This is a genomic window from Pseudidiomarina planktonica (genome assembly GCF_900177775.1).
Lineage (GTDB): Bacteria > Pseudomonadota > Gammaproteobacteria > Enterobacterales > Alteromonadaceae > Pseudidiomarina > Pseudidiomarina planktonica.
In genome coordinates, this window is the sequence record NZ_FXWH01000002.1 from 278,149 (window position 1) to 293,660 (window position 15,512).

Below are 15,512 nucleotides of genomic sequence, written 5' to 3' on the forward strand. Positions count from 1 at the left end.
CCATGTTTTTGTCTGACGTATCGGTTAAACGCCCGGTTTTCGCCACTGTTATAAATATTCTGCTGATAGTGTTCGGGGTGGTGTGTTTTTCAATGCTGCCACTGCGTGAATACCCGGATATTGACCCGCCTGTTGTTTCTATTGATACCAATTACCGTGGTGCCTCGGCTGAAATTGTCGAAACTCAGATAACTCAGGTTATTGAGGACCGCATTAGCGGCATTGAAGGTATTAAAAATATTAATTCCTCCAGTAGCAACGGACGCTCACGAATTAGTATTGAATTTACTTTGGATCGCGACATTGATGCGGCCGCAAACGACGTTCGGGAACGGGTTTCCCGCGTGCTCGATAATCTGCCCGAACAGGTAGATCCCCCAGAAATATCCAAAGCTGGCGCCGACGATACCACGGTCATGTGGTACAACTTGCGCAGCGACTCCATGAGCGTGCTGGAACTTACCGACTACGCCAACCGCTACATTGTTGACCGCCTGTCTGTTGTTGATGGTGTGGCGCGGGTAAACATTGGTGGTGACCGTCGGTATGCCATGCGGGTGTGGTTAGACCGTGATGCGATGGCCGCACGGAATATCACAGTAACCGACATTGAGCGGCGCTTACGCGCTGAAAACATTGAGTTACCGGCTGGTGAGGTTGAATCATTAGACAGAACCTTCTCGGTACGGGTGGCACGTTCTTATCTGTCGACCGAGGACTTCAAGCGCCTGGTGATCAGCCGGGGTGATAGTGGTCAGTTGGTTCGGCTGGGCGAAGTCGCCCGGGTTGAGCTTGGCTCGGAAGACGATAAAACCGATTTCCGTGGTAATGGCGTGAACATGGTTGGCCTGGGTATTTTGAAGCAATCAAAAGCGAATACGCTGGAGGTTGTCGAAAATGCTCGCGCCGAAATTGGGAAAATTCAGGCGACCTTGCCGGAAACCATGTTTATTGTGCCCAGCTACGACTCCTCGATTTTCATTAAGGGCTCTATCGACGAGGTTTACAATACCCTTGGTATTGCCATGTCGCTGGTGGTTATCGTTATTTACCTGTTCTTAGGTAACGTGCGGGCAACCTTAATTCCTGCGTTAACGGTTCCGGTGGCTATTATCGCCTCCTACATAGCCCTGTTTGCAATGGGCTTTTCGGTAAACCTGCTGACCTTGCTGGCGCTGGTGCTGGCTATAGGTTTGGTGGTCGATGACTCCATTGTTGTATTGGAGAACATATACCGGCGAATTGAGGAAGGTGAACCCCCGTTACTTGCTGCCTATCGCGGTGCGCGCGAGGTTGGTTTCGCGGTAGTTGCAACTACCTTGGTGCTGATTTCAGTATTCGTACCTCTGGCTTTCTTAGAAGGTAATATAGGGCAGTTGTTTACCGAGTTTGCGTTAGCTATATCGGCGGCGGTGTTCTTTTCGAGTATCGCGGCACTAACACTAACGCCCATGTTGGCCTCAAAAATACTCAAGCCACATGAGCGTACCGGCCGTTTTGGTCAGTCCATCGACCGATTGTTTGCCTGGGTTGAAAGCGGCTATGGGCGGGTACTGAAGAAAACTCTGATGCGCCCCTGGCTGGTATTTGTGCTGATTGGTCTGGCGGGTACTTTGTCGTACGGCTTAATTCAGTTTGTGCCGCAAGAATTCACGCCACCGGAAGATCGCGGTACTTTTTACGTGATGATTCGTGGTGCTGAAGGCGCCAGTTTTGAATCCAACTCACGCGACATGCGCGAAATTGAAAACATTCTGTTGCCTTACATTGATGAAGGCAAAATTGACCGACTGATTATTCGTGCGCCGGGCTGGGGGAACTCTGCGGGTGTCGCTATTGTTGGTGCAGTGCCATTTGAGGACCGTGACTGGTCTTCCTTTGAACTGATGGATGAAATAGGTGAGAAGCTCAATCAAGTAACGGGTGTGCGCGCATTCGCGTTTATGCGCAGCGGTATTGGCGGCGGCGGTGGTCGTCCGGTTGAGTTCGTGCTGCAAGGTAATACCTATGAGCAACTGGCCAGGTACCGCGACATCGTGATTGAAGAAGCCAGTAAGAACCCGAATTTAAAAGACATAGACAGCGACTACAAAGAAACGCTGCCGCAATTGCTGGTGCGGATTAATCAGTCACGAGCTTCTGACCTTGGCGTATCTGTGGGTGATATTGGTGCCACGCTGGAAACCATGTTGGGTGAGCGGCGGGTAACTACCTATCTGGATCGCGGTGAAGAGTATGACGTGATTCTGGAAGGCGAGAAGTCGGATTATCGCAGTCCGGACGCCATTGATAATATTTATGTGCGTTCGCAGGACAGTCAGCGACTGATCCCCTTGTCGAATCTGGTGACGGTAGAAGAAACGGCGGCATCAGCGCGCCTGAATCGTTACAACCGCATGCGTAGTATCACCATTGAAGCCAACCTTGAGGAAGGCTATACCCTGGGTGAAGCCCTGACCTTCCTGGAAGGAGTGGTTGCCGATAAGCTACCCGAAGATGTAAGCATCGGCTACAAAGGCGAGTCACAAATGTATAAAGAAAGCGGTAGCTCCGTTATCTTTGTATTTATTTTGGCGCTGCTTATTGCCTTCCTGGTGCTGGCTGCGCAGTTTGAAAGCTTTGTGCACCCATTAATTATTATGTTGGTGGTACCGCTGGCTTTTCTGGGCGCCATAGTCGGGCTCTATTTCACCGGCCAGACGCTGAATATCTATAGTCAAATTGGCATCGTTATGTTGATTGGGTTGTCAGCTAAAAACGGTATTTTGATTGTTGAGTTTGCCAACCAGCTGCGTGATGCCGGCGTGAACTTCGACGAGGCCGTAGTACGCGCATCGCAACAGCGGTTACGGCCTATTATTATGACGGCATTTACCACTTTGATGAGTGCGGTACCGCTAATAATAGGTAGTGGCCCTGGTGCCGAAAGCCGCATGGTTATCGGTATTGTTATCTTTAGTGGGGTTGCCGTATCGGCATTCTTAACTATCTTCGTGATTCCGGCGCTGTATCTGATGCTGGCCAGAGGCACAACCTCGCCACTAGCCACCACGCAGGAACTGAACCGTTTGGAACAGTCGCATCCGGACAACAAAACGCATGAGCCCCATTAGCAGGGGCTCTAGTAGTGCAGTAAAGGCTCTGAGGGGCTTACCGGTAAACCGGCTAAAATATTACGACTAAACCCGGGGTGGTTGGTGAAAATGCCATCCACCCCAAGTTTATGCAATTCTTCAATATCGTGTGCTTCATCTACCGTATATACAAAAATCTTCAGGTTACGCCGATGGGCATCCTGCACCATTTCTGGCGTTAAAAAATCCACATCAACATGCACAGAATAAGCATCTAACCGAGTTGCAAAAGCGCAGTAATCGATGGGACAACCCACCGCTAGTGCGCCAATACGCTGCTCAGGGTGACTAGCTTTAACGGCTTGTAGCCAGTGATGATTAAATGAAGAGATCAGAATTTGGTCGGCGGTGAAACCGTGGTGCTTAATGGCGTGGTCAATGCATTGGTGCAGACCTCGCACAATGCCGCCGCCTTTCAGCTCAATATTGACCATGCAGCGGCCGTTTATGTGTTCAAGCGCTTCACTTAAGGTGGGCACATGCTGCTGTCCGAATATTTTCAGCTTGCGAACTTGCGCTAAGGTTAAATCAAGCAAACGGCCAGGAGTTGCGGTAAGGCGCTCTAAATAGCGGTCATGAAATACTATCCATTCATCTTCCAGCGGATACACGTCCAGTTCAATACCATCCGCTTTCGCATCTAATGCCTTCGAAAATGCGGCTAAGGTATTCTCCGGCGCTTCAAAGCTGGCACCACGATGGGCTATGATTTGCATGTAAGACTCCTGCGATGCCTGAATGTATTGCCCTGCTTCAGCTGCGAGTGCCGAGTATTTCTCCCATGCGGGTAGTGCTGGTAGCGGTTAAATCATCGGCAAATTCCATCGCGTCTTCCGGGAAAGCCATAACCACCGTAGACCCCAGTTTAAAGTGACCCATTTCGTCACCCTTTTTCAAGGTCAGTGCATTGCTGCCGGAACCCGGATAACTCCAACTATGAACTTTCGGGCCGCACGGCGGCGTGACGGTACCAGACCACACTGTACCTATGCTTGCCACAATTGTAGCGCCTACCAGCACCATCGCAAATTGGCCAAATTCGGTGTCAAAAATGGTGACGACACGTTCGTTACGCGCGAACAGGTTTGGCACATTGGCGGCGGTTAACGGGTTTACCGAGAATAAGTCACCGGGAACATAAATCATTTTGCGTAACACGCCATCACAAGGCATGTGAATACGGTGATAATCCTTAGGGGCCAGATAAATAGTGGCGAATTTACCATTCTTAAAGGCGTTGGAGTCGCGTGGGTCACCACCGAGTAACTCAGTCAGGCTGTAGTCATGGCCTTTGGCCTGAAATATACGACCCTCAAGAATATCGCCAAACTGGCTGACTGCGCCGTCAACTGGATGCGCAAGCTGATGCTCTTCGCTGGCTTTCAGAGGACGTAACTCGGGCTTTAAATAGCGGGTAAAAAACTCATTGAACGAGGCATAATCTGATGGGTTCTCAAGCACCGCCTCACTCATATCCACTTTATATTGCTTAATGAAACTTTTGATAAAAATTTGCGTGAACCAGCCGGCACGGGCAGCCGCGAATTTACCCACCAGGCGTGAGAGCAAATGTTTTGGCGTTAAGTACTGCGCCTTTACTTTAATCTGATCCATGTTCACGTTATTTACCTCTTTGAGCTGAGCCTTTGTTGGTCATGCGCGGTGGCTTTTGCGTTTGCATGGACTCAACGATACGGTGGAAATTGTACAGGCGCAAAGCATGAAGATCACCTGAATTCACCGCTTCTTGTAACGCACAACCCGGATCATCCCGGTGTTTGCAGTCGCGGAACTTGCATTGACCAAGGAACGGACGAAAATCGCGGTAGCACCAGGCTACCCGGTCGCGTTCCAAATGCCACAGGGCAAACTCCCGAATGCCAGGCGAATCAATAAGCGCTCCGGTTAAGCCGATATTGGAGTCGGCCAAATCATACCAGGTGGCTACTGTGGTGGTGTGCTGGCCTAAACCAGAATTATCCGATATAGCACCAATGTCGGCTTCGATTTCCGGTAGTAAACTGTTCACCAACGACGACTTACCCACACCCGACTGGCCAACAACAACCGAAACTCGTTCGCTCAGGGCTTCTGTAAGCTCGCTCATGCCGGTTTTAGTGTGCGCGCTTACCTTCATCACCCGATAGCCAATGTCTTCATACATGGCCAGCGTGGTGGTTATTTCGGCTTGTTGCTCGGGCTCGAGCTCATTCATTAAGTCGGCTTTGTTTAACACAATCACTGGCGTGATTTCTGAGTCTTCGCAGGCAACCAGATAACGGTCAATAATTTGGGCGGAAAAAGCCGGTAAAACGCTGCTAATAATAAAAATTTGGTCAATGTTGGCGGCAACTGGCTTTAAGCCGTCGTAAAAATCAGGGCGGCTAAGCAGCGATTTGCGTGGGTGCACGGCTTCAACAATACCCTGCACGCTTTGTTCAGCTATAGGTGATTTAGCCCGGCGCCACACCACGCTGTCGCCACAAACTAAGCTCTCGACACCGCGCCGAATATGGCAACGCGTTCGGTAGCCATCGTCGCCAAGTACATCGGCATGCTGACCAAAACGGCTAATGATTACGCCGTGCTCCGAGGCTGCCAAATCGTCATTGGCAATTTCCTCTTCAACACTTGGCGTATCAAGGCGACGCTGCTGGTTTTGTCGCACGCGCCGTAACTGACCTTTATTTAACTTTCGCTGTTGAGCCACAAGAAAACTTTTTCCAAAATTGAGTGAAAACTATCATACAATATTCCGTAAGATAATACGTACTTAAGCCGTGGTATTCACGTTTTCAGTTCATTCATGACAAGCGGTATAACGAACTGTGAATAACCTGGCTACCGACTAAAAGGATAATGACATGGCTGTATCTGCGGATCATCTGGTATGGATAGACTTAGAAATGACGGGTCTGGATCCTGATACAAATCATATTATTGAGATAGCCACTATTGTCACTGACAGTGACCTCAATATTGTGGCTGAAGGGCCGGTGTTAGCCGTTCGTCAACCGCAAGAATTTTTAGATCGCATGGATGACTGGAATGTACGCACTCACACTGGTTCGGGTTTAGTCGCGCGAGTGCAGGCCAGCACTATTGATGAAGCCGAAGCCATACGTCAAACCATTGCGTTTTTAAGTGATTATGTAGCGCCGGGCAAGTCGCCCATGTGCGGCAACAGTATTGGCCAGGACCGACGTTTTCTGGCGCGGCACATGCCCGAATTAGAAGCTTTTTTCCATTATCGAAATATTGATGTGTCAACTATTAAAGAGCTGGCTAAGCGCTGGGCGCCAGCGGTTGCTGAAGGTGTAAAAAAGTCAGGCGCACATGAAGCGCTGGCCGATATTCGTGAGTCGGTTGAAGAGTTACGGCATTATCGTGAGCACTTTTTCGTCAGTTAGGTAATAGTGGCTGGTAAATAACCACAAAACGGTTGCAAAGCCGCGTAAAACCAGTAAAATTCGCCTCCGTTGTACGTGATGGTGCGGGAATAGCTCAGTGGTAGAGCACAACCTTGCCAAGGTTGGGGTCGCGAGTTCGAATCTCGTTTCCCGCTCCAAATCGTGACCGCCTTCACAAGGTCACAGCGACAACATCCTCAAGTATATCTATGCGGGAATAGCTCAGTGGTAGAGCACAACCTTGCCAAGGTTGGGGTCGCGAGTTCGAATCTCGTTTCCCGCTCCATATTTTATCGATAGAATTTGCTGCTAAAGAAATTGCCTGTGAACCAATCATGCAAAAATTACTGATCATTGGTGGTGGTTTTAGCGCCGTGGCATTAACGTGCCAACTGTTGAAACAGCCAATCCCGCAGCACATTTACATTATTGCACCCAAAGCAACCTGGTTCGGGGGTATCGCCTATCGTTGCGCGGCGCGCAATCATCGCTTGAATGTGGTGGCTGGCAATATGAGTCTGTACCCACAACATCCCCATGATTTCGTAAACTTCCTTTGTGAACAAGCTGAGTTTAGTGCTACTCCACGCGAGGAGCTGCTAAAAAGCTTCGTGGAACGTCGCTGGTACGGCGCTTATTTGCAGCAGCGAGTGACGCAAGCGCAGCGCTCAGGAGCCTCGGTTGGGCACAGCGTTGAATGGATTGATGGGCAGGTGAGCAGCCTACAGGCCCATTTGACGAGCGTGCAAATAACCTGTAGCAACGGTGAGCAGTTGGAAGCCAATCGGGTGGTAATAGCGACTGGAAACAAGCCTTCCGAACCACCGTGGGCCAACTGCTTAGAGTCACCAGACTTAAAGCATCTGCCAATTCTGGTTTCGAATCCATGGATTGCAAAATTTCCTCATCCCGTCGACCAGAACCTGCCAGTGGTTTTGATTGGTGCGGGGTTAACTATGGTAGATACGTATTTAGCACTGCGTTCGCAAGGTATTGGTAATCCAGTTATCGCTTTATCCCGCAAGGGATTGGCGCCGCTTCCGCACAGCTTCGCTACATTGACCGACATTGGTGTGAATCCGCATGAGTTTGGCGAACAATTTGTGCGCCTGAAATCGTTGAAACAGCAACTGTTATTAGCCGCCCGAACGTTGCGTACGCTGGCGAAACAGGGAATTTCACCGGAAGCCTTCGTAGCTGCGATAAGAGAACACGTGCAGTCCATCTGGCGGCAATGGACCATCGCCGAAAAGCAACAGTTTATGCGCCATCTCGCTAGTCGCTGGAACGTCATTCGCCATCGCGTACCCGGTGATATTTATGCCACCTTGCAGCAGGATCAACAGCTGCGCCGGCTAATCTATCAACAGGCACGGCTGACGAGTATTTCCGGACATGCCGAAGCACTGACTGTTCAGTTAAGTCATAACAACGGGAGTACTTCGCAGATTGAAGCATCGTTGGTGGTAAATTGTACTGGGCCATCCCGCAACGGAGTCACTTCAGTCGACGCTCCTCTATTTGCTGAAATAAAGCGCGGCCGTTATCAAGTTGATGCGTTGGGGTTCGGCGTTGCTGCTGACCCGAAATCTTTTGCTGTGCTGGAACATACAGGAGAGCCATCAAAACTCGTTTACGTACTGGGCAGCTTGTTACGTGGTGCTTTATGGGAAACTACTGCAGTTCCTGACATTCGTGTGCTTGCACATCAACTGGCTGACAGCTTAGCGGCCAAGCCGGCTTAATAAAAAAGCAGCCGAAATCCCCCGTTTCCATACGTCGGAATACACCTTGCAAGGCCAAAATGCGCTGCTCTTTGTTACTTCCCTTAAGGAATGGGTTCCCACAGTTGAATGGGGTTACCTTCAGGGTCTTCCAGTCGCGCAAAGCGCCCATTTGGATAGGTTTCAGGATCGAGAGTAACTTCGATGTCAGCAGCTTCTAGCTGCGCAATCATGGCGTCTAAATCTTTTACCCGAAAGTTAATCATCCAGCGCTGCTCGTTGCGGCCAAAGTATTGGGTTTTATCATTGAATACACCGAATACCGTAGCACCAGCTTGTTGCTGCCAGGGCTGCTCTTCATAGGTTGTCGGTGTTTTTTTAACACCCAGATGCTGCTCGTACCAAGTTGCCAGTTTGGCTGGATTTTCGGCTTTAAAGAAGAATCCACCTATGCCTTCTACTTCTTCTTTGGCACTAGCCGGCAGTGCTGTCATGCAAATAAAAATAAGTGTTAATAATAACTTGATTGTTGCTTGCATTGGTCGTGCTCTTTCAGTTGATGAATAGCCAAAGTAGCCGCTTTTCGTGCCCTTGTCGAATTCTTGAAACTACTGATTTACATGACAATTGAAAAAAACATTGACAAGATTTAATTACCACTCTATATCGTCTGACATGAAATGCGATAGCAGTTTTCGCATGGTGTTGTTGGTTATGAGGAAGGGCTCACTATGGCAACGGTAAATCGAGAGTTAGTCATGAGAAAGTCATTTAATGACTTTAAAAATTATCCATACGGATTCGCCCGTTCCGGCGATTTCTCAATTCGTGAAAGCGACTTGTTGGCCAAGCATGGAAGCCTGATCAGTGCCTTAATGAGTGGTGAACTTGAACCGCAGAACAACGAAGAACAATCGTTGCTGCAGGTTGCCCGCGGCGAAAAAGCTGCCGAGTCGCCCATTGAGAAAACCTGGAGCAAATATCAGTCGCGTATTAATCGGCCGAAGGTTGGCAGCATGTATGGCCGCAGCCGTTATACTGACGACGCATTTGAGAGTGTGCCGGATCTGGACGACGATATTGTTGTTGAAGACTAAGTACTGCTGAAACCTTATGGCGCGGCTATACAGCGGCGCCATGATCGGCGTGGTCAGGCAACTGTGCTGCCGGACGCCGCCGCCGACTGATAAAACAAACACTTTTGCCTGCTTGTTTCGCCTGTTTTTTTGCCTCTGAAGCCAGTACTGCCACGTCATGATGCGACAAGCAGTGCGTCGCATCCGGTTTTACCACACCAATTGCTATACCCAACAAAGCATAAAAGGCTGTGCCTTTGGTACGTGTGGTGGCAACAATACCACCGCGCAGCGCATCCTTTTGCGTGTAAAACTGCTGAATTTGGTTTTCAAAGCGGCTAATAACATTATCGCAGTGCTGTCGCCATTTACTGTTCTCCGCAAAAATAGCCACGAAATCATCACCACCTATATGGCCGACAAAGTGCCCCTCGGCCAAAATTTCCTCGCGCAGAATATCGCCAACCCACTGCAGCAGTTTGTCGCCGTTACCATAGCCATATACGTCGTTGTAGGGCTTGAAGTTGTTTAAATCAAAGTAGGCCACGCGAAAGGCTTCACCGCTACCCAGCCATTTATCAATTTCTCGGTAAATAGGTACATTACCTGGCAACAGCGTTAACGGGTTCGCATAACGGGCATTCTGAATCCGTAAATCGGTAATTTTTCGTAGTAAGTTACGTACTGAAGCAACACCCTGATAGCAACCATCTTTGGTAATCATCAATTGTCGGGACACATCAATTTGATGGTCTTCGGTAATGAGCTGGCTAACATGATCAAGCGGGGTGTCAAACTCAACAATCAGCGGGTTGTGGTCCATTACCCGGGTAACAGATTTGTTGGCATAAAGTGCCCGGCCATAGGAACCAGAGAATAATTCCATGAGACGCTCGCGTCGTACCAGGCCAACTGCACGCTGGCCGTCAACCACGGGTAGCGACAATAACTCAGGTTCCTGCACAAACATGTCGAGTACGGCCAGTGCAGCAGTGGGGGGGCTTACGGTAGGTACTACTTCTTGTAGCAGACCAATGGTTTCGGTTTGCGAGTTAGCGCGCGAGCGCAGCTGTGATAATTTTTCAGCCGGCAAGCCCTGCAATGGCTCAGCTTGGGGACGCCCGAGCAGATAGCCCTGGCAAATATGAATACCAAGCTGCTGTAGCTGACGCAGTTCTTCAATGCATTCAATACCTTCGGCAATAACCTTGGCGTGCATGGCACGAGCAAGGCCCAATATGCTTTGCACGAACTCACGTTTAACCGCGTCGCGATGAATATTGGCAATAAAATACCGGTCAATTTTAACGTAGTCGGGGCGCAGCTCAGACCATAACTGTAACCCTGAATAACCAGCGCCTAAATCATCGATGGCAATTAAGAATCCGGCATCACGATATCTTTGTATCGCAACTTTTAAAATACTGGGGTCATCAACCGGATACTTTTCAGAAAGCTCTATAACGACACGTTTAGCGGAAATCCCAAGTTGCTTCGCCATGGCTAGAGTGCAGCCTTGCGGATGACCATGCTCGCGCAACACATTCGGGTTAATGTTCAGAAACAGGTAGTCCGACATACAGCTTTGATGAAAGCGATTAAAGGCTGCTTCACGGCAGTTAATTTCAAGTTCGGAAAGCAACTGGTGCTGTTGCGCTACTCGGAAAATATCGTTGGGGTATTCCAGCGGGTGACCAACGGGGCCACGAATGAGGGCTTCGTGCCCAATAATTTGCCCTGACAGGGTATCAATAATTGGCTGGAATATGGGATGTAACTGACGCTGCCGCAATAAGCCACGCAGGCTTTCTGCTTCGCTGCTGTCATTGACTGACACTGCTAGAGTCATAAAATTCCACGCAAAATGCTAAGGGCTTATTTGACTAGTCTACGCAGTTTCAATGACTTTTTTATGACAGCGACGCTGCCTGTCGGCAGCGCCTGCTTGATTACTACTTAGTTTCCCGACGTATGGCCTGATGACCAATATCGGTACGGAAATAAACCTGGTCCCAACTAATAGTGTGGGTAAGTTCGTAAGCCCGTTTTTGCGCTGCAGTTACTGTGGCGCCTAACGCAGTGGCACATAGTACCCGACCACCGTTAGTCACAACCTCACCGTTTTGCTCACTGGTACCGGCGTGAAACACTTTAATGTCTTCACCTTTAAGCGTATCTAAACCCTGAATCACGTCGCCTTTCTTATATGACTCGGGGTAACCGCCGGCAGCCAATACCACGCCCAGTGCCGGCCGCTCATCAAACTCAATGCTGGTGTCGGCAAGCTTACCATCAACTGCTTTCAGACAAAGCTCAGCTAAATCCGATTGCAGCCGCATCATAATGGGTTGGGTTTCAGGGTCACCAAAGCGACAGTTAAACTCCAGTACTTTCGAAGTGCCATCGGGAGCGACCATTAAGCCGGCATATAAAAAGCCGGTATAGGTGTTACCTTCAGCAGCCATGCCTTCAACCGTTGGTTGAATCACATGTTGCATAACCCAGTCGTGCACCTTGGCGGTTACTACCGGAGCAGGTGAATAGGCGCCCATACCACCAGTATTCGGGCCTTTGTCACCGTTGTCGCGTGCTTTGTGATCTTGCGAGGAAGCGAACGGCAACGCGGTTTTGCCATCAACCATCACAATAAAGCTAGCTTCTTCACCAACCAGGAATTCTTCAATAACTACACGGCTACCGGCATCACCAAACTTGTTGCCAGAGAGCATGTCGTCAATAGCATCGTTCGCCTGTTGCTCCGACTCCGCAATGATAACGCCTTTGCCTGCTGCTAAACCGTCGGCCTTAATAACAATAGGCGTACCCTGTTCGCGTACGTAAGCTTTGGCGTCATCAACAGCAGTGAAAGTAGCGTAAGCGGCGGTTGGTATATTATGGCGAGCCAGAAAGTCTTTGCTGAAAGCTTTAGAACCTTCCAACTGCGCAGCCGCCTGAGTTGGACCAAATATTTTCAGTCCAGTCTCACGAAAGCGATCTACAACACCAGCTACTAACGGCGCTTCCGGCCCTACGATGGTAAGGCCGATAGCTTCACTGTTGGCAAATGTCAGCAGTGCGTCAATATCATCCGCTGCAATAGCAACATTTGAAATGGAGGGTTCCAACGCCGTGCCGGCGTTACCCGGAGCCACAAATACATGTTCAACTTGTTGTGCTTGCGCTGCTTTCCAAGCCAGCGCGTGCTCGCGGCCACCACCGCCAATTACCAATACTTTCATGTGCCGTTATAGCTCTCTTGTTAAAGGTTACGGAAGTTCTGGTTTTACAAATTTCAAGGTGAAGCGATCGCTTTCACCAATAGCCAGATATTTGTCACGGTCTTCTTCACCCAGTGCGAGTGTTGGTGGTAACGACCACACACCACGCGGATAATCAGCCGTGTCATTTGGATTCGCATTTACGTCACTGGAGCCAATCAGCTCAAAGCCTACCGCTTCGGCGTACTGAACCGCCCAGCTTTCTTTCATATAGCCGCTTTCTTTAGCCGCTTCATCGGAACGCGTTTCCGGTAAACGGTGATCGACCACACCAAGCACACCACCTGGCTTCAAGGCTTTGTAGAACGAGGTGAAGGCATTCTTCACGCCGTCTTCGCCACCTTGCATGTACCAGTTATGCAGGTTGCGGAAGGTTAGTACCATATCAGCACTGCCGGCAGGCGCTACTTCGTACTCTTTATCGGGTGCGAAGTCGGTCACTACTATTTCACTGAAGGCTGGTTCATTTTCAACACGCTCAACAAAGTTAGCGCGTGAACGCTGGTAATACTCGCGTTCACTAGATGCAGGGAAGTGTGCTGCATAAAGCTTACCGTTTTCTTTCAGGTAAGGGGCAAGAATTTCGGTATACCAGCCGCCGCCCGGTGAAATTTCGACCACGGTCATGTCCGGTTGAATACCGAAAAAGGCCAGAGTGTCTGCCGGATTACGGAACTCATCTCGGGCCTTGTTTTTATCACTGCGCACATCAGCGTTCACAGCTTCCAGTAATTTCGGGTCGCTGTTGTGATGATCCGCTAAAGCAGAACCTGAGAAAGAAAAGCTAAGCGCTGCTACTAGCGCCGTTGTATAAAACTTAGTTAAGGCTGTCATTGCATAATCCTTTTGTATCAAACGAAAGTTTCTAATGAATCAACAGTTTCCACTAGTCTAATACGAACGAACAACGCTTGCTCGATCATTTCTCAAAATGATCATTTCGGCAGTAACTGGCTTAGTGACGGAAATGGCGCATGCCGGTAAATACCATGGCAATGCCATGCTCGTTAGCGGCTGCAATAATTTCGTCGTCACGAATAGAACCACCCGGCTGAATAATAGCTTTGATTCCGGCTTCCGCTGCAGCATCAATGCCATCGCGGAATGGGAAGAAAGCATCGGATGCCATCACTGAACCAGCTACTTGCAGGTTTTCATCCGCAGCTTTAATGCCAGCAATTTTTGCGCTGTAAACGCGGCTCATTTGACCCGCACCAACGCCAATAGTCATGGAATCTTTGGCATAAACAATAGCGTTAGATTTTACAAATTTTGCCACTTTCCAGCAGAACAACAAGTCACGAATCTGTGCCTCGGTTGGTTCTACTTTGGTAACTACTTTTAAGTCTGCGGCATTAATTTGACCGTGGTCAGCGTCTTGCACTAATAAGCCGCCGTTAACGCGCTTGTAGTCATAAGCTGGGCTGCGCTCGGCTGGCCACTGGCCACATTCCAATAAACGCACATTGGCTTTGCTGGCCACGGCTTCACGAGCTTCCGCGCTTACCACCGGGGCAATAATCACTTCCACAAACTGCTGTGCCACTATGGCTTCGGCGGTGGCTTTATCTAACTCACGGTTGAAGGCAATAATGCCACCGAAGGCCGAGGTTGGGTCGGTTTTAAACGCCCGCGCATAGGCGTCAGTAATGGTTTCGCCAATAGCAACGCCACAAGGGTTAGCATGCTTCACAATAACGCAGGCTGGTTCACTAAAAGATTTCACACATTCTAGTGCGGCATCCGTGTCGGCAATGTTATTGAAGGATAAAGCTTTGCCCTGCAGCTGAGTTGCCGTGGCCACTGAGGCTTCTGCTGGCTGGCTTTCAACATAAAAAGCGGCTTGCTGATGGCTGTTTTCGCCGTAGCGCAGGCTTTGTTTTTTCTGTAATTGGGTATTAAAGGTGCGTGGGAAGCTGTCTTCCTGCTGTGGCAAACGCGCGCCGAAGTAATTCGCAATCATGCCGTCGTACTGGGCGGTGTGCTCAAATGCCTTAATGGCTAAGTCAAAGCGGGTAGGCAGGCTCAGCGAACCTTGCTGCGCATCCATTTCTGCCAGCACGCGGTCGTAATCAGCGGCGTTTACAATAATAGTTACATCGCGATGATTCTTCGCCGCTGCACGAACCATGGTTGGGCCGCCAATGTCGATGTTCTCTACCGCGTCTTCGTGGCTGCAGTTTGGGTCTGCCACTGTGGCGGCAAATGGGTACAAGTTCACCACCACCATGTCGATAGGGGCGATACCATGCTCGCTCATTACCGCTTCGTCCTGCTCACGACGCCCGAGTATGCCGCCGTGTACTTTTGGATGCAGCGTTTTCACGCGGCCATCCATAATCTCCGGGTGACCCGTATGCGTTGATACGTCGGTAACGGTAAGGCCGTGTTGGCGCAGAAGACTGGCGGTGCCACCAGTGGAAAGCAGTTCAATATTGCGTTCAGCCAAAGCCTGGGCGAATTCTACAATACCGGTTTTGTCGGACACACTTAACAGGGCGCGTTGAATAGGGCGAGCTTGCATGATTCATTAACCTCTGAAATAAAAAAGAAAAAAGAGCACATAAGGCGCTCTTTTTTGGGACGGCAAAACTTAGTTCATGCCGTATTTTTTCAGTTTTTTGCGTAGCGTACCGCGGTTGATGCCAAGCATTGTTGCTGCGCGGGTTTGATTGCCGCGAGTGTAAGTCATGACCTCTTCCAGCAATGGTGCCTCAACTTCGGCTAAAACCAACTCGTAAAACTCTTCCGGATCTTGTCCTTCCAGAGCTTGCAAAAAAGACCGGATTGCTTGCTTTACCGAATCACGTAGTGGTTTTGGCTGGGCGTTGTTACCAATAGTCGTTAATGGGGATACCTGGTCACGATTTACGTTTTGATCAAACATAGG

The 15,512-nt window shown here is 49.6% G+C and carries 13 protein-coding genes and 2 tRNA genes; 6 read left to right on the top strand and 9 right to left on the bottom strand.

Annotated elements, in window-relative coordinates; all coding sequences use genetic code 11:
• Nucleotides 1-2 precede the first annotated feature (2 nt).
• Complete coding sequence (locus CCE91_RS10020) at nucleotides 3-3,113, top strand: efflux RND transporter permease subunit (protein WP_086435146.1); 3,111 nt, start codon at nucleotides 3-5, stop codon at nucleotides 3,111-3,113.
• A gap of 8 nt (nucleotides 3,114-3,121) precedes the next feature.
• Here CCE91_RS10020 and CCE91_RS10025 read toward each other — a convergent pair whose 3' ends face one another.
• Genes CCE91_RS10025 through rsgA form a run of 3 tightly spaced genes read right to left on the bottom strand, consistent with a single transcriptional unit; the run spans nucleotide 3,122 to nucleotide 5,844 of the window.
• On the bottom strand, nucleotides 3,122-3,850 hold the full coding sequence (locus CCE91_RS10025) for a glycerophosphodiester phosphodiesterase (protein ID WP_086435147.1): 729 nt from the start codon (nucleotides 3,848-3,850) through the stop codon (nucleotides 3,122-3,124).
• A gap of 37 nt (nucleotides 3,851-3,887) precedes the next feature.
• Nucleotides 3,888-4,748, bottom strand: a complete 861-nt coding sequence (asd, locus tag CCE91_RS10030) for an archaetidylserine decarboxylase (RefSeq protein WP_086435195.1) — start codon at nucleotides 4,746-4,748, stop codon at nucleotides 3,888-3,890.
• A gap of 7 nt (nucleotides 4,749-4,755) precedes the next feature.
• A complete protein-coding gene (gene rsgA, locus CCE91_RS10035; protein ID WP_086435148.1) occupies nucleotides 4,756-5,844 on the bottom strand; it encodes a small ribosomal subunit biogenesis GTPase RsgA in 1,089 nt (362 codons plus the stop codon).
• A 154-nt stretch (nucleotides 5,845-5,998) separates the two neighbouring features.
• Here rsgA and orn point away from each other — a divergent pair, with 154 nt between their 5' ends.
• From orn to CCE91_RS10055, 4 genes are all read left to right on the top strand, one after another.
• On the top strand, nucleotides 5,999-6,544 hold the full coding sequence (gene orn / locus CCE91_RS10040; protein WP_086435149.1) for an oligoribonuclease: 546 nt from the start codon (nucleotides 5,999-6,001) through the stop codon (nucleotides 6,542-6,544).
• 83 nt (nucleotides 6,545-6,627) lie between these two features.
• Nucleotides 6,628-6,702, top strand: a tRNA-Gly gene (locus CCE91_RS10045).
• 53 nt (nucleotides 6,703-6,755) lie between these two features.
• Nucleotides 6,756-6,830, top strand: a tRNA-Gly gene (locus CCE91_RS10050).
• A 49-nt stretch (nucleotides 6,831-6,879) separates the two neighbouring features.
• Nucleotides 6,880-8,289, top strand: a complete 1,410-nt coding sequence (locus tag CCE91_RS10055) for an FAD/NAD(P)-binding protein (protein WP_086435150.1) — start codon at nucleotides 6,880-6,882, stop codon at nucleotides 8,287-8,289.
• Nucleotides 8,290-8,372: 83 nt separating this feature from the next.
• On the opposite strand, the gene CCE91_RS10060 is transcribed toward CCE91_RS10055, so the two are convergent.
• Nucleotides 8,373-8,807, bottom strand: coding sequence for a VOC family protein (locus tag CCE91_RS10060; RefSeq protein WP_234996316.1), 435 nt, complete (start codon nucleotides 8,805-8,807; stop codon nucleotides 8,373-8,375).
• Nucleotides 8,808-8,999: 192 nt separating this feature from the next.
• Between CCE91_RS10060 and maoP the strand changes: the two genes are divergently transcribed.
• Nucleotides 9,000-9,365 (top strand): DUF413 domain-containing protein, encoded by a 366-nt coding sequence (maoP, locus tag CCE91_RS10065; protein WP_086435151.1) that lies wholly within the window; start codon nucleotides 9,000-9,002, stop codon nucleotides 9,363-9,365.
• Nucleotides 9,366-9,390: 25 nt separating this feature from the next.
• Here the strand turns inward: maoP and CCE91_RS10070 are convergent, their stop codons facing one another.
• The 5 genes from CCE91_RS10070 to fis all read right to left on the bottom strand — a co-directional run bounded on the left by CCE91_RS10070 (nucleotide 9,391) and on the right by fis (nucleotide 15,509).
• Complete coding sequence (locus CCE91_RS10070) at nucleotides 9,391-11,193, bottom strand: GGDEF domain-containing protein (protein WP_086435152.1); 1,803 nt, start codon at nucleotides 11,191-11,193, stop codon at nucleotides 9,391-9,393.
• A gap of 103 nt (nucleotides 11,194-11,296) precedes the next feature.
• Nucleotides 11,297-12,583: a phosphoribosylamine--glycine ligase gene (gene purD, locus CCE91_RS10075; protein ID WP_086435153.1), complete on the bottom strand. Its 1,287-nt coding sequence runs from the start codon at nucleotides 12,581-12,583 to the stop codon at nucleotides 11,297-11,299.
• Nucleotides 12,584-12,610: 27 nt separating this feature from the next.
• The gene (locus tag CCE91_RS10080; RefSeq protein WP_086435154.1) at nucleotides 12,611-13,456 is read right to left on the bottom strand and encodes a class I SAM-dependent methyltransferase; all 846 of its coding nucleotides are present in this window, start codon (nucleotides 13,454-13,456) and stop codon (nucleotides 12,611-12,613) included.
• Between the two features lie 121 nt (nucleotides 13,457-13,577).
• The gene (gene purH, locus CCE91_RS10085; protein ID WP_086435155.1) at nucleotides 13,578-15,149 is read right to left on the bottom strand and encodes a bifunctional phosphoribosylaminoimidazolecarboxamide formyltransferase/IMP cyclohydrolase; all 1,572 of its coding nucleotides are present in this window, start codon (nucleotides 15,147-15,149) and stop codon (nucleotides 13,578-13,580) included.
• Between the two features lie 66 nt (nucleotides 15,150-15,215).
• The gene (gene fis / locus CCE91_RS10090; RefSeq protein ID WP_086435156.1) at nucleotides 15,216-15,509 is read right to left on the bottom strand and encodes a DNA-binding transcriptional regulator Fis; all 294 of its coding nucleotides are present in this window, start codon (nucleotides 15,507-15,509) and stop codon (nucleotides 15,216-15,218) included.
• Nucleotides 15,510-15,512: the final 3 nt, after the last annotated feature.

What these genes read in the sequence shown, in the direction of transcription:
- CCE91_RS10020 (WP_086435146.1), top strand. Translation starts at nt 3, where the DNA reads ATGTTTTTGTCTGACGTATCGGTTAAACGCCCGGTTTTCGCCACTGTT.
- CCE91_RS10025 (WP_086435147.1), bottom strand. Translation starts at nt 3,850, where the DNA reads ATGCAAATCATAGCCCATCGTGGTGCCAGCTTTGAAGCGCCGGAGAAT.
- asd (WP_086435195.1), bottom strand. Translation starts at nt 4,748, where the DNA reads ATGGATCAGATTAAAGTAAAGGCGCAGTACTTAACGCCAAAACATTTG.
- orn (WP_086435149.1), top strand. Translation starts at nt 5,999, where the DNA reads ATGGCTGTATCTGCGGATCATCTGGTATGGATAGACTTAGAAATGACG.
- CCE91_RS10055 (WP_086435150.1), top strand. Translation starts at nt 6,880, where the DNA reads ATGCAAAAATTACTGATCATTGGTGGTGGTTTTAGCGCCGTGGCATTA.
- CCE91_RS10060 (WP_234996316.1), bottom strand. Translation starts at nt 8,807, where the DNA reads ATGCAAGCAACAATCAAGTTATTATTAACACTTATTTTTATTTGCATG.
- maoP (WP_086435151.1), top strand. Translation starts at nt 9,000, where the DNA reads ATGGCAACGGTAAATCGAGAGTTAGTCATGAGAAAGTCATTTAATGAC.
- CCE91_RS10070 (WP_086435152.1), bottom strand. Translation starts at nt 11,193, where the DNA reads ATGACTCTAGCAGTGTCAGTCAATGACAGCAGCGAAGCAGAAAGCCTG.
- purD (WP_086435153.1), bottom strand. Translation starts at nt 12,583, where the DNA reads ATGAAAGTATTGGTAATTGGCGGTGGTGGCCGCGAGCACGCGCTGGCT.
- CCE91_RS10080 (WP_086435154.1), bottom strand. Translation starts at nt 13,456, where the DNA reads ATGACAGCCTTAACTAAGTTTTATACAACGGCGCTAGTAGCAGCGCTT.
- fis (WP_086435156.1), bottom strand. Translation starts at nt 15,509, where the DNA reads ATGTTTGATCAAAACGTAAATCGTGACCAGGTATCCCCATTAACGACT.